Source organism: Tateyamaria sp. (genome assembly GCF_039945315.1).
GTDB lineage: Bacteria > Pseudomonadota > Alphaproteobacteria > Rhodobacterales > Rhodobacteraceae > Tateyamaria.
The window spans coordinates 239325-251811 of sequence record NZ_JBDUXB010000006.1 but is presented as its reverse complement, the minus strand read 5'-3'; the positions used below and the strand labels follow the sequence as shown (position 1 = coordinate 251811).

11 protein-coding genes and 1 tRNA gene are annotated in these 12487 nt (G+C 59.1%); 7 read left to right on the top strand and 5 right to left on the bottom strand.

The genetic code is table 11. The features are described from left to right. The first annotated feature begins 46 nt into the window (after positions 1-46). The 4 genes from pdxH to ABJD00_RS03260 all read left to right on the top strand — a co-directional run bounded on the left by pdxH (position 47) and on the right by ABJD00_RS03260 (position 1921). The gene (pdxH, locus tag ABJD00_RS03275; protein ID WP_413829365.1) at positions 47-652 is read left to right on the top strand and encodes a pyridoxamine 5'-phosphate oxidase; all 606 of its coding nucleotides are present in this window, start codon (positions 47-49) and stop codon (positions 650-652) included. A gap of 117 nt (positions 653-769) precedes the next feature. Further along, positions 770-1309, top strand: a complete 540-nt coding sequence (locus tag ABJD00_RS03270) for a cold-shock protein (protein WP_413829364.1) — start codon at positions 770-772, stop codon at positions 1307-1309. Continuing rightward, positions 1302-1799: a DUF192 domain-containing protein gene (locus ABJD00_RS03265; RefSeq protein WP_413829363.1), complete on the top strand. Its 498-nt coding sequence runs from the start codon at positions 1302-1304 to the stop codon at positions 1797-1799. Before ABJD00_RS03270 ends, ABJD00_RS03265 begins: the two co-directional genes overlap by 8 nt. A 45-nt stretch (positions 1800-1844) precedes the next feature. Further along, positions 1845-1921, top strand: a tRNA-Pro gene (locus ABJD00_RS03260). A gap of 85 nt (positions 1922-2006) precedes the next feature. Here ABJD00_RS03260 and ABJD00_RS03255 read toward each other — a convergent pair. Beyond that, the gene (locus tag ABJD00_RS03255) at positions 2007-2468 is read right to left on the bottom strand and encodes a hypothetical protein (protein WP_413829362.1); all 462 of its coding nucleotides are present in this window, start codon (positions 2466-2468) and stop codon (positions 2007-2009) included. A 544-nt stretch (positions 2469-3012) separates the two neighbouring features. Between ABJD00_RS03255 and ABJD00_RS03250 the strand changes: the two genes are divergently transcribed. Next, complete coding sequence (locus tag ABJD00_RS03250; protein ID WP_413829361.1) at positions 3013-6678, top strand: vitamin B12-dependent ribonucleotide reductase; 3666 nt, start codon at positions 3013-3015, stop codon at positions 6676-6678. Positions 6679-6974: 296 nt separating this feature from the next. Here ABJD00_RS03250 and ABJD00_RS03245 read toward each other — a convergent pair whose 3' ends face one another. Continuing rightward, complete coding sequence (locus tag ABJD00_RS03245) at positions 6975-7445, bottom strand: RNA polymerase sigma factor (protein ID WP_413853744.1); 471 nt, start codon at positions 7443-7445, stop codon at positions 6975-6977. 238 nt (positions 7446-7683) lie between these two features. On the opposite strand from ABJD00_RS03245, the gene ABJD00_RS03240 reads away from it, so the two are divergent. Then, positions 7684-7932, top strand: a complete 249-nt coding sequence (locus tag ABJD00_RS03240) for a hypothetical protein (RefSeq protein ID WP_413829359.1) — start codon at positions 7684-7686, stop codon at positions 7930-7932. A gap of 120 nt (positions 7933-8052) precedes the next feature. Here ABJD00_RS03240 and ABJD00_RS03235 read toward each other — a convergent pair whose 3' ends face one another. After that, the gene (locus tag ABJD00_RS03235; RefSeq protein WP_413829358.1) at positions 8053-9603 is read right to left on the bottom strand and encodes a trimethylamine methyltransferase family protein; all 1551 of its coding nucleotides are present in this window, start codon (positions 9601-9603) and stop codon (positions 8053-8055) included. Positions 9604-9999: 396 nt separating this feature from the next. Between ABJD00_RS03235 and ABJD00_RS03230 the strand changes: the two genes are divergently transcribed. After that, positions 10000-10599, top strand: coding sequence for an outer membrane protein (locus ABJD00_RS03230; protein WP_413829357.1), 600 nt, complete (start codon positions 10000-10002; stop codon positions 10597-10599). 139 nt (positions 10600-10738) lie between these two features. Here the strand turns inward: ABJD00_RS03230 and ABJD00_RS03225 are convergent, their stop codons facing one another. Next, positions 10739-11911 carry a pyridoxal phosphate-dependent aminotransferase gene (locus ABJD00_RS03225; protein WP_413829356.1) on the bottom strand — a complete coding sequence of 391 codons (1173 nt, stop codon included), beginning with the start codon at positions 11909-11911 and terminating at the stop codon, positions 10739-10741. Between the two features lie 197 nt (positions 11912-12108). Beyond that, positions 12109-12468, bottom strand: a complete 360-nt coding sequence (locus ABJD00_RS03220; protein WP_413829355.1) for an MmcQ/YjbR family DNA-binding protein — start codon at positions 12466-12468, stop codon at positions 12109-12111. Positions 12469-12487: the final 19 nt, after the last annotated feature.

Genomic DNA, 12487 nt, shown 5'->3' with positions numbered 1-12487 from the left:
CCCCGGCAAGGCTAGCTGAGTTGTAAGGGGACGAAGGAGAAACGAGATGGCAGACCGGCGCGATATTTTTGCAGGCGATGACCCATTCGACATCATACGACGGTGGATGAGCGAGGCTGAGGCGAGCGAGATCAACGACCCCAACGCCATGGCTCTTAGCACGGTGGACGCAAGTGGGATGCCCAATGCGCGTGTGGTTCTGCTTAAAGAGATCGAGGACGACGCTTTTGTCTTTTACACCAACTATGAAAGCGCAAAGGCGCGCGAATTGGATCACGCCGAAAAAGCGGCCTTCGTGATGCACTGGAAGTCGTTGCAACGACAGGTGCGCGTGCGAGGGCATGTGAGTAAGGAAGATGGGCCGCAGGCGGATGCTTACTATGCCTCGCGTTCACTCAAATCACGTCTTGGGGCGTGGGCGTCCGCGCAAAGCCGGCCACTCGAGGGACGCGCAACGCTTATGGCCGAGATGGCCAAGGTGACCGCACAACACGGAACGAACCCGTCGCGCCCGCCGTTTTGGGGCGGTTATCGGATCACACCCATTGAGATTGAATTCTGGGCCGATGGTGCCTTTCGGTTGCATGATCGCTTCCGTTGGAGCCGCGAAAAATCGGGCGGTCAATGGAGTAATTCGCGGCTTTGCCCGTGAATTTCACGCGACGTGAAATGCAAATAATTGAAAATAGATGACTTTAACTTCTTGAAACTGGTGGGTGAAATAGAGCAAGTCTTGTGTAACGACGCAAAATGCGCAGAGAGATGAAGCGTGTCAGAGTTTTTGGAACACCCTGAATCCGTGTCCGGCACGGTAAAATGGTTCGACCCGGTAAAAGGATTTGGCTTCATTGTGTCAGGCGATGAGGGCCCGGATATCCTGTTGCACGTCAATGTCTTGCGCAATTTTGGGCAGTCCTCTGTCGCCGATGGTTCGGACGTCACAGTGCGCATTCAAAAGACAGAACGGGGGGTTCAGGCGGTTGAAGTTTTGACGATTCAGCCACCCGCCTTGGTTGAAAGTGAACCTCTCGCTGATATTGCTGAGTTGGATCAGGATGCTGTTGCAAATGCGCCGCTCGAACCTGGACGCGTAAAATGGTTCGACAAAGGCAAAGGATTCGGGTTCGCCAACATCTTCGGCGCGCCGGAGGATGTGTTTTTGCATGTCGAGGTGCTGCGCCGCTCGGGTCTCTCAGATCTTGCTCCCGGAGAAGCGCTCGCCATGCGAGTGATCGACGGAAAGCGTGGTCGTATGGCCGCTGAGGTGCAAGCGTGGGAAGCTGCGCTCACCAAAGATGCGGATGACTAAGATTGCGACGCGCGCCCGTGCGTGGGCGTACCGATCGACTATCGCCGCTTTTATTTCGATCTTCTCAGTACCATCCCTGTGGGCGGCTTGTAGTGAAGGGACCGTCTGGATCCGGGGGGAGTTCGGGCAGGCCCGATTTACAGTCGAAATCGCAGATGATTCCGAAGAACGGGCCATCGGCTTGATGAATCGTCCGTCCATGCCGGCATCTGCGGGCATGCTGTTCGTTTATGAGCGCCCCGGCACACTGTCTTTCTGGATGCGGAACACGTTGATTGAATTGGATATGCTGTTCGCGGACGCCACCGGGACGATCAAGAATATCCACCACCGCGCGATCCCGTTGGACGAAACGCCAATTTTTGGCGGTGATGGCCTGACGCACGTGCTGGAAATCAACGGCGGGCTTGCCCGGACAATGGGTATCACAGCCGGTGATCAGTTGCGCCACCCAAGCTTTTCGCAAACTGATGCCGCTTGGCCGTGCTAAGGGGCTTTTCAATTCCGAAAAGCATGTCTAATAGAGGCGCACGGTCGGAGCGTGGCGCAGCCTGGTAGCGCACCTGTTTTGGGTACAGGGGGTCGGAGGTTCGAATCCTCTCGCTCCGACCATTTCAAAATATCAAAGTAAAGCCGTACAGCGGATCAATGCGTCAGTGTTTCACACAACGCATATCTCAAGCGTGCAATGGTGCGTTTAAATGGCGTTTGCCGCGATTCCGCCCGTTGCCACCAAAAGCTGATCCATCAACTGATCTAGGCTGCGCTGCTTGAAATAGATGCGGCGCGGATTGCCTGACTTCTGCACCACCTCTGCGAAATACGACAGCTCCACAACAAACGCGTCCGCGTCTGCATCCGTTTGTTTCTGAACGACCAGTGTAGGGGCCTCAAGCGCTCCGTCATACTGCACCAGCAAGAAAGCAGCCAAATCTGGGGGCGGCAGGATCCTACATTGAACGACAGACCGCGAAACGACGCGCAATTCGTCACCGGGTGAGTCGCATGATGAGCGGAAAGCAAGGTCGAGCGGCGCGGGGGGCTGCTCAAAAATCGCACGTCGTACAGGCAGGTCTTGGTCTGAAGACGCAATTGTCTCTACATATTGTGGTGCACATCCGCACAAGGCGACCAACAAAACTGCAAAAATGGGTCGCATACCGTGCCTCACTTTGGGGATATCTCACACAAACACATTTTCCGCAGCGCGGCAAAAGCTTTCTACTTTGCCGAGTGTTAACTGTGGATAACTTAAGGTGAAGCATCCACATTTGGGGCTAAGTCGGCCCCTTACTTGGCAAAATTTGCGATCGGGACGTGGATGGATTTTGCGGTCTTTCTCTGGTTGTTAACCAATTGAATCAGGTTCAGTGCGGCAGGGTGGCCCAAGACCCAATCGTCAAGAAAAAAGATGTCAAAAAAGATTTAAAAATCCGTTGACGTTGCGGGGCAAGATACGCCAGTTTGTGCGGGCCGGGTCAATCACCACAACATGTAGTGGGTAGCGCTACGAGGGGTCGACCGGGCGCGAGGGACAGAATACAGCCAGTGAACTCGGGTGCTCGCAAGAGCCTTGGAGATGTGCAGCCATAGCGGTTGCACGTGGCGCTATCGCTTTGTCTTTCGTGCTGGCACGCACACCGGGGTCCCCGCAACGTCGGGCCAACCTGATACTGACACAAGCTGAATTAAGAGGCAGCGCGATGAAAATTGAAAGACAGTTCACTACGGCTGGACAGGACGCATACGCAGACCTGAATTTCGTGACAACCGTGTCCGAAATCCGCAACCCCGACGGGACAACCGTCTTCCGCTTGGACGAGGTCGAAGTGCCTGCCAAATGGAGCCAGGTGGCCAGCGACGTCATCGCGCAAAAATACTTCCGCAAAGCAGGCGTGCCCAGCAAGCTGCAAAAAGTCAAAGAAGACGATGTTCCTGAGTTCCTTTGGCGCTCCGAAGCGGTCCCAGGCGCCGAAATGGGCGGTGAAACGTCCTCCAAGCAGGTGTTTGACCGTCTGGCGGGTGCTTGGGCCTATTGGGGCTGGAAAGGCGGCTACTTCACCACAGAAGAAGACGCGCAAGCCTACTACGACGAAATGCGTCACATGCTGGCGACACAGCGCGCCGCACCAAACAGCCCGCAGTGGTTCAACACAGGCCTGCACTGGGCCTACGGCATCGACGGTCCGGCCCAAGGCCACCACTATGTCGACTACAAGACCGGCAAGCTGACAAAATCCAAGTCCTCTTACGAACACCCCCAGCCACACGCCTGCTTTATCCAATCGGTCTCTGACGATCTGGTCAACGATGGTGGCATCATGGACCTGTGGGTGCGCGAAGCACGCCTGTTCAAATATGGCTCCGGTACTGGCACAAACTTCTCCAGCCTGCGCGGAGAAGGCGAAAAGCTCTCCGGCGGCGGCAAATCCTCCGGCCTCATGGGCTTCCTCAAAATTGGTGACCGCGCCGCCGGCGCGATCAAATCCGGCGGCACAACACGCCGCGCGGCCAAGATGGTGATCGTTGATGCCGACCACCCCGATATCGAAGACTTCATCAACTGGAAGGTCATCGAAGAGCAAAAAGTGGCGTCCATCGTCGCTGGCTCCAAGATGCACGAGGAAAAGCTGAACGGCCTGTTCGCCGCGATCAAGGCATGGGACGGCGCAGAAGAAGATGCGTACGACCCAAAGAAAAACGACTCGCTGAAAGAAGCGGTCAAAGCAGCCAAAAAGGTCGCCATCCCCGAAACCTATGTCAAACGCGTGCTGGACTATGCTCGCCAGGGCCACACCAGCATCGAGTTCCCCACATACGACACCGACTGGGATTCCGAGGCCTACAATTCAGTCTCCGGTCAGAACTCTAACAACTCGATCCGCGTCACCAATACCTTCCTGACGGCTGTTGAAAAAGACGCCGATTGGGAACTGATCAGCCGGGTGACGGGCAAGGTCGAAAAGACGATCAAAGCGCGCGACCTTTGGGCGCAAGTCGGACACGCCGCGTGGGCCTGCGCCGATCCGGGCATCCAGTACCACGACACCGTCAACGATTGGCACACATGCCCCGAAGACGGTGCGATCCGGGGCTCAAACCCTTGTTCCGAATACATGTTCCTTGACGACACGGCTTGTAACCTTGCGTCGATGAACCTGCTGACCTTCCTCAAGGACGGCGTGTTTCAGGTCGAAGACTACATTCACGCCTCGCGCCTCTGGACCATCACACTCGAAATCTCGGTCATGATGGCACAGTTCCCGTCCAAGGAAATCGCGCAGCGCTCCTATGACTTCCGCACGCTGGGTCTGGGCTATGCAAACATCGGTGGTCTGCTGATGAACATGGGCCACGGCTATGACAGTGACGAAGGCCGCGCTCTTTGCGGCGCACTCACCGCGATCATGACGGGCGTGGCTTATGCCACATCGGCCGAAATGGCGGGCGAGTTGGGGCCATTCCCGGGCTACAAGAAGAACGCCAACCACATGCTGCGCGTGATGAAGAATCACCGCACAGCGGCCTATGGTTCGACCGAAGGCTATGAAAAGCTGGCAGTGAAACCTGTCGCACTGGATCACGCCAACTGCCCAGATACCCGCCTGATCGATCTGGCGATGTCCACATGGGACGAGGCGCTGAAACTGGGCGAACAACACGGCTATCGCAACGCGCAATCCACTGTGATCGCGCCGACCGGCACCATCGGTCTGGTCATGGACTGCGACACAACCGGGATCGAACCAGATTTCGCTCTGGTAAAGTTCAAAAAGCTCGCAGGCGGCGGATACTTCAAGATCATCAACCGCTCTGTGCCTGCTGCTCTGGAAAACCTCGGCTACGGCTCGGCCCAGATCGAAGAGATCGTGTCCTACGCAGTTGGCCACGGCTCCATCGGCAACAGCCCCGGCATCAACCACACGTCGCTGGCAGGTCACGGCTTTGGCCCCAATGAGCTGGCCAAAGTGGACGCGGCACTCGAATCGGCCTTCGACATCCGCTTTGTCTTCAACCAATGGACACTGGGTGAAGAGTTCTGCACCGGCGTCCTTGGCATCCCGGCTGAAAAGCTGAACGACCCCACCTTTGATCTGCTGAAATCGCTTGGTTTCTCCAAGGCGGACATTGATGCGGCCAACGACCACGTCTGCGGAACAATGACGCTCGAAGGCGCGCCACACCTCAAGGAAGACCACTACCACATCTTTGACTGTGCCAACCCATGCGGCAAAAAAGGCAAGCGTTTCCTGAACGTTGACAGCCACATCACCATGATGGCCGCAGCACAATCCTTCATCTCGGGCGCGATCTCCAAAACCATCAACATGCCCAACGATGCCACGATCGAAGACTGCCAAAAGGCCTATGAACTCAGCTGGTCGCTGGGCGTCAAAGCCAACGCGCTTTATCGGGATGGTTCGAAACTCAGCCAACCTTTGGCCGCATCGCTCGTCGAGGACGACGATGAAGCCCAAGAGGTTCTGGAAACCGGAAACCCAGTGGAAAAAGCCGCCGTTCTGGCCGAAAAGATCATCGAAAAGGTCGTGGTCAAAGAGATCGTCAAATCGCACCGCGAAAAGATGCCTCAGCGCCGCAAGGGCTACACCCAAAAAGCCATCGTCGGCGGGCACAAAGTCTACCTGCGCACCGGTGAGTACGAAGACGGCAATTTGGGCGAAATCTTTATCGATATGCACAAGGAAGGGGCGGGCTTCCGCGCCATGATGAACAACTTCGCCATCGCGGTGTCAGTTGGTCTTCAATACGGTGTGCCGCTCGAAGAGTTCGTCGATGCCTTCACCTTCACCAAGTTCGAACCAGCGGGCATGGTGCAGGGCAATGACAGCATCAAGAACGCAACTTCGATCCTCGACTATGTGTTCCGGGAACTGGCTGTGTCTTACCTTGACCGCACCGATCTGGCGCACGTGAAACCCGAAGGCGCGACCTTTGATGACATCGGCGCGGGCGTAGAAGAAGGCGTGTCCAACGTCTCCGAACTTTCGGAAACTGCGGCCTCCAAGTCCTTGGAAGTGCTGAAACAAATCAGCTCGTCCGGCTATCTGCGCAAGCGTATGCCACAGGATCTGGTCGTGTTGCAGGGCGGCATGGCCGAAGCGGCAACGATTGATGCCGAAACCGCGCTGCAAACGCTGGTGCCCGAAGTGGCCGTAAGCGGAGGGGCCGCAATGGTGACAACCACGACGGCCGTGTCCTCCGGATCGGTCAGCATGGATGCCCGCACCAAAGCCAAGATGCAGGGCTATGAAGGCGAAGCCTGCGGCGAATGTGGCAACTACACACTGGTGCGCAACGGCACCTGCATGAAGTGCAACACCTGCGGCGGAACGTCCGGGTGTAGCTAAACGACTACGCGCCCCGGACATGGGGCGCGAGGGGGCCGGGCTGGCTTTGGGCAGGCCGGTCCCCGACGAGACGGGTGGGGCGGTACGTTACGTCCCCCCACCTTTTCCGGGGCGGATGCGTTCGCTCCAGACGACGTTCAGGCCGCAGGCAAAAAAGTACCGGGCGGTTAACATATTGAGCCTGAACGGCGAAACTAAAGGGGAGCGTTCGCGCTCCCCTCTTTTGTTGGCAAGGCTGCGCATTTGCCCCACCACTCGGGATGCTTTGCGACGGCCTGAGGGCGGTCAGCCCTCAGTCACTCCTCCAACTTGATCCGCAAGCGCGCTCGCGCCCGCGCCAGCCGTGACATAACGGTGCCAACCGGCAAACCTGTGCTGTTGGCCAGCGCGCGAGGGGACGTTTCTCCGGCCACAACCAGTTCCATCAACTGACGCTGTGGTTTGGGCAACCCCGAGATCGCCGCAAGCGTGTCGGCGAAATCCAGGCGGATCAGGGCATCGGGCTCGGTGATGCCATGATCATCCTCCAGCTCCTCGGTTGCTTGCACGCGCCAGCCCCGGCGCGCCCGATTGGACAGGGTGCGCATGGCGTAGCTTGGCAAATCGTCAATCCTGTGGCCTGCGCGCAAACATTGGCACAGGCTCAGCAACGTGTCCTGCACCAGATCCTCGGCCTCTGCCGGGCTACGCGCAAGGCGTCGTGCACGCCGGTTCAGGATCGGGATCAGGGGCACAAGGCGGCGGGGGTTTGGGTGTTTATGTTCCATCATGGATCAAAGGTGGGCGCACACGGCACGGTTGAAACCCCCGGGGATTCTGGCCGATCCGGCCGCGCCCCCCTTTTTGGGCAAGGCGCCGCCCATCACACACATCCCAATCGGCAGGCCCTCGCGCGGGGCTCCATACACAGCGACAGACCGGGATGCGCAGGCCCCGTGACGGCTCTTACCTTTTGAGGGCGCCACTCACGGACCCCTCATGAAGCAAACTTAACGGGAGTTACTCATGACGAAATATGCAGCCCTTACCACCCTTGCGGCCCTGACGTTTCCAGCACTGGCCATGGGGCAAAGCGCGGCCGATCTGGACGTAAACGGCGATGGTGTTCTGACCATCGACGAAGTGCAGGCCAGTATGCCCGAGGTCACAACAGATATGTTCACAACAATGGACCTCAATGCCGATGGCGCGCTGGATGCAGAAGAGATCGCAGCTGCACAAGAAGCGGGGTTGATGCCAGCAACCGACGGCTAGAAGGCCCACAGCATTGTGGGTCTCCGGTCGCACAAACGGACGGACGATCGCAGCTGTCGGGGGCGTGAGGCCCGGTCTCCCCCCAGGGGCCGGGCCTCACTGCGTTTTTGGGGTGCGCGTTCAGTCGACCCAAGCCGGGAAATGGATGTTAAACCGCGCACGGACAGCGGCCTCAACATCCGGGGGCAGGGCGGCGGCGGTCTTCATGGCCAAAATCTCTTCTTTTCGCGCAGTGGCCAGGGCCAGCAGGTCAGGCTTGCCCAGTTCCACCCACTCCTTGGGCGATGTGCGGCTGCCAAATGTAGGATAGACGCAATTGGTTTGCATGCCGCTCAGCGTCTGATCCGTGCCCAGATAATGGCCGGGGCCGTTCATGCACACATCTGCAATCTGATCCAACGCCAGCGTCTCGTCGTTGACCTCGATCCCGCGCACACAACGCAGGGTCTGCCCAATAATGTCATCGCCCAAAATCAGAGATTCAAGGCAGAACCCAAGCAGCGAAGCATGCATGCCCGCCGCCTCATAGACCATGTTCACGCCAGACAGGCCCGCGGACAGGTTCGAACACATCTGTTCCCACCCGGCCTGCATGTCAGGCAGCTTGCTGTCAGACGCACCACCCGCAGCACCACCGGGAATGTCATAAAACCGGTGCATCTGGCCGCATCCGGCACTCAACAGCGCCTGTTCGCCTGATCCGATGGACATGGCACCCGTGCGCAGATCAAGGCCAAAGGGCCACGTGCCAAAGATCGCAGGCGCGCCGGGTTTGACTGCGTTTACATAGACAAGGCCCGCAAGGCATTCGGCCGTGGCTTGCATGATCGCTCCGGCGATGGTCGACGGGGCGGTGGCCCCCGACATGCCAGCGGAAAGCAACAGCACAGGCATACCCGCCTCGATACAGGCCTCCATCACTTCACAGCTTTCGGGTGCAAACTTCATCGGCGGCACAACAAAGCAGTTGGAATTGGACACGAAGGGGCGCGCCCGCCACGCGTCTTCGCCGCCTGCAATCATGTGCAGCATCTCCATGGCGGGGCCAACACAGGTGGTGTCGGTAAAACTGGTGCCCAAATGTTTGCCGGTGCCGGACACGCAGGCAAAGACCGAGTTGTATTCCATCTCGATTGTGTCGGGGATGTCCCGGCAGATCATTGGGCGCTGAAGAAAGTGGATGTTGTCGAGTTGATTGGCAATGCGCGCGGCATCGTGCAGGTCCTGCACGGTGCTTTCGCGGTAATTGCGCCCATCGACTTCCACAAGGTTTACGGCCGCGCCAGCGGTCCCGTAATGCACGCGCGATCCTGACAGGTCGAGGTCGTATTGCGGGTCACGCGCATGCAGCGTCATGGTGCGATTTGCATGTGCGATTGTATCTTCGACCAGCGCACGCGGGAAACGGATGCGCCCATCATCGCCTTGGATCGCGCCAGCGTCGGTCAGGTATTTCACGCCACTTGGCGGGGCATCGGCCAGTCCGATCTGCTCCAGCGCATCAAGCGCGCCCTGGTGGATACGTTCGACCTGCGCGGGCGTCAGGGGGTTGTATGTGCCCCCTTCAAGGCCGGGGCGAATGGGGCGCAGATGGTCTGCCAATGGGGCGGCGCGGGCGGCGCGACGCGCGGCGCGCCCACCTGATCTGGATTTTGGAGAAAGGTCATTCATGAGGTCGTTGTCCGGGTCTGATTTCTTAAACGGAGTGAGGTACTTCGTCTAAGTGTTCGGTCGGCCCCGCGCCGCGCGTCCACGCTCCGCCCCGATGGTGCGGGTGATCAACGCGATCTTGCTTCGGCTTGCCTGCACACTCAGCCTCCATGACTTGGTGCGACGTTGCGGAAAGTCTCCGGTCGGATCAGCTTGGCGCGCCGTTTTCTGCCTGTCTGTCCTGTTTGCGACCTCGTCTTGGCGGGGGATTGCGCATGGTTTTTGTGTTTGAGGGCAAGCCTTTGCTCAGGAGAGGGGGCGCACGGTTTCGTGTCTGGAATTGGTCATTGGGTTTGCCCACGTGATGAGGCGGCGGCGCGCCTTGCGTGCCGCGACCACTCACAAATGGAGCAGACAATGAAATCTCAGATTCTTGCCGCATCACTGGCCGCCAGCCTTGCCGGTCTTAGCACTCTTCCGGCGTTCGCGGGCGCCTTGGACGCCCCGGCCGCTGATCCGATCCCACCTGCGGCGCCTGCATCCGTGGCCGTCGTGCCTCAGGGTGGGGACTGGACGGGGGGCTATGCTGGTGTGCAGCTTGGCTACGGCGACGTGGATGGCACCGGTGCAGCGGACGGCGATGATGTCCTTTACGGTGTGCACCTCGGCTATGACTATGATTTTGGCACCTTCGTGCTGGGCGGAGAGCTGGACTATGACGGCGCCGACATTTACCTGAACGGTGCGGCGACCGTGGACAGTGTCGCAAGGCTGAAACTGCGCGCAGGTTATGATTTCGGGCGCACCCTTGGCTACGTCACCGCCGGTGTGGCCGAAGTCGACACGTCGCTCGGTTCCGAAGGCGGAGAGTTCTATGGCATCGGCGTCGCCTACCAGATCAACGAACGCTACACCGTCGGTGCCGAACTGCTTGAACACAACTTCAACGACATTTCGGGCACGGGCGTGGATGCAGACGCAACCACGCTGACAGTGCGCGGATCAATCCGCTTCTAGCACCAAAAAAAGGGGGGGGCAGGGCAGTGACCCGGCCCCCTCTACCACCGCCCCAAAACTGGCCGATACGCGCAAAGACTTGCGCCACGGGTACAGACGCAATGCATCACATCAGAGCAGACACAGGAAACGCAGGCGGTTAGGCTGCACGGCCCTCGGCAAAACGACACAAGGTGGTCAAGGCGGCCTCAAACGCATCGTCATCAACGGTCATCGCAACGCGCAAATGGCCCGCAGCGGCAGTGCCAAAGCTTTCACCCGGCATAACGGCGATATGCTCGGCCTCCAAAAGGGCATCGGCAAAATCATCGCCCGACATCCCCGTGGCGCGGATATCCAGCATCAGGTACATCGCCCCCTGCGCAGGGATCAAACCCACCTTGTTCTGCGCGGCCAGCACCCTTTGCGCAATCGCGCGGCGGCGTTTGAACGGGGCGCCCACTTCGGCTTCAAATTCATCGCCCTGAGACAGCGCAAACACGCTGGCATCCTGAATGTATCCCGGCACGCCATAGGTCGTATGGGTGGAGAAGTTGATTAACCCTTCAATCGCATGCTCAGGCCCGATCAGCCAGCCACAGCGCGACCCGGTCATCGCATGGCTTTTGGACATCGAGCCGACGACCAGCGTACGCTCGGCCATGCCGGGCAGGGCGCGGGGGCTCAGATGTGCGCCCTCCCAGACCTGACTGTCATAGACCTCGTCCGAGATCAGCCACAGATCGTGGCGCTGGCATATATTTGCAATCCCCTCCAGCGTGGCGCGGGAATAAACGGTGCCCGTGGGATTGTTGGGAGAGTTGATCAAAAGCGACTTGGCCCCGGCCACACCCGCCTCGATATCTTGCGCGCGCGGCTGAAACGCGTCCTCGGCCCGCGTCGCAATGCTGCGTGGGATCGCCGACACGCCCCGGATCGTGCCGGGATACGTGGCATAATAAGGGTCAATAAACAGTGCGACATCGCCCGGATCGCACGCCGCAGCATGGGCGGCAAAAAGGGCGGCCTGACCGCCCGGGGTGATCAACACGTTGTCACGACTGGTGGGCACGCCGGTGCGCTCAGTTGCGCGCTTGGCCACAATATCGCGCAGCGCATCCGTGCCCGGGACCATCGCATAGCCTGTGTGGCCACCCATCGCACTGCGGTGCATGTCTTGCAGGATTGGGGCGGCGGTGCGGATGTCATGTTCGCCAATGGTCAGTTCGGTCACAGAAACGCCATCCGCAATCATGCGCCGCGCTTTGAGGAACAGATCCCACCCGTCCGAGCCGCCGCCGGTCAATGTCGCGATACGTTTTGAAAGAGCCATGGTACGCCTCCCTGATGTGGGTTTTGCGCAAGGGGCACGCGCGGCGTGGGGATGTCAACACGCCAACAACGCCTTTGCCACCTGTGATCCAAATGAGGGCTCTGCCCGCGCGACTCTTTGGGGGGCTCTGCCCCCGTCCTTTGGACTCCCCCGGGATTTTTTCAATCAGAGAACGGGCGCGTTGCAGGCGTTGCGTTCTAGGCCGAACCGTCGTTCCACGGCGCAAGCGTGGCTTGCAGTTTCTTGGGCAAGCTCGCGCGGACAATGGCATAGGACGTGTGGATGCGGTCGCGAAATTCGTCCGCCCCCTTGCCGTCAAATGGGACCCGCGCCCAAGAGCGGTGGAAATACTTTGCCTTTTGGGCCGCGCCGATTTCGATAAGGAATTGCGCTGTTTCCACATCCGCGCATTTAACCGACACGCCATCATTGGCCATGCCAATGCAGGCAAACATTTTGTCGCCGATTTTCCACGCATCAAGCCCGCCTTCGTGGTGGCTGGCCCAATGGGCACCCGGCAGAGTGGCACAGATGCTATCGACGGTTTCGCGGCTCATGGGCGCAGTTTGCCCGCCC

Coding starts and splice junctions, on each gene's coding strand:
- pdxH (WP_413829365.1), top strand. CDS start 47: ATGGCAGACCGGCGCGATATTTTTGCAGGCGATGACCCATTCGACATC.
- ABJD00_RS03265 (WP_413829363.1), top strand. CDS start 1,302: ATGACTAAGATTGCGACGCGCGCCCGTGCGTGGGCGTACCGATCGACT.
- ABJD00_RS03255 (WP_413829362.1), bottom strand. CDS start 2,468: ATGCGACCCATTTTTGCAGTTTTGTTGGTCGCCTTGTGCGGATGTGCA.
- ABJD00_RS03250 (WP_413829361.1), top strand. CDS start 3,013: ATGAAAATTGAAAGACAGTTCACTACGGCTGGACAGGACGCATACGCA.
- ABJD00_RS03245 (WP_413853744.1), bottom strand. CDS start 7,445: ATGGAACATAAACACCCAAACCCCCGCCGCCTTGTGCCCCTGATCCCG.
- ABJD00_RS03240 (WP_413829359.1), top strand. CDS start 7,684: ATGACGAAATATGCAGCCCTTACCACCCTTGCGGCCCTGACGTTTCCA.
- ABJD00_RS03235 (WP_413829358.1), bottom strand. CDS start 9,603: ATGAATGACCTTTCTCCAAAATCCAGATCAGGTGGGCGCGCCGCGCGT.
- ABJD00_RS03230 (WP_413829357.1), top strand. CDS start 10,000: ATGAAATCTCAGATTCTTGCCGCATCACTGGCCGCCAGCCTTGCCGGT.
- ABJD00_RS03225 (WP_413829356.1), bottom strand. CDS start 11,911: ATGGCTCTTTCAAAACGTATCGCGACATTGACCGGCGGCGGCTCGGAC.
- ABJD00_RS03220 (WP_413829355.1), bottom strand. CDS start 12,468: ATGAGCCGCGAAACCGTCGATAGCATCTGTGCCACTCTGCCGGGTGCC.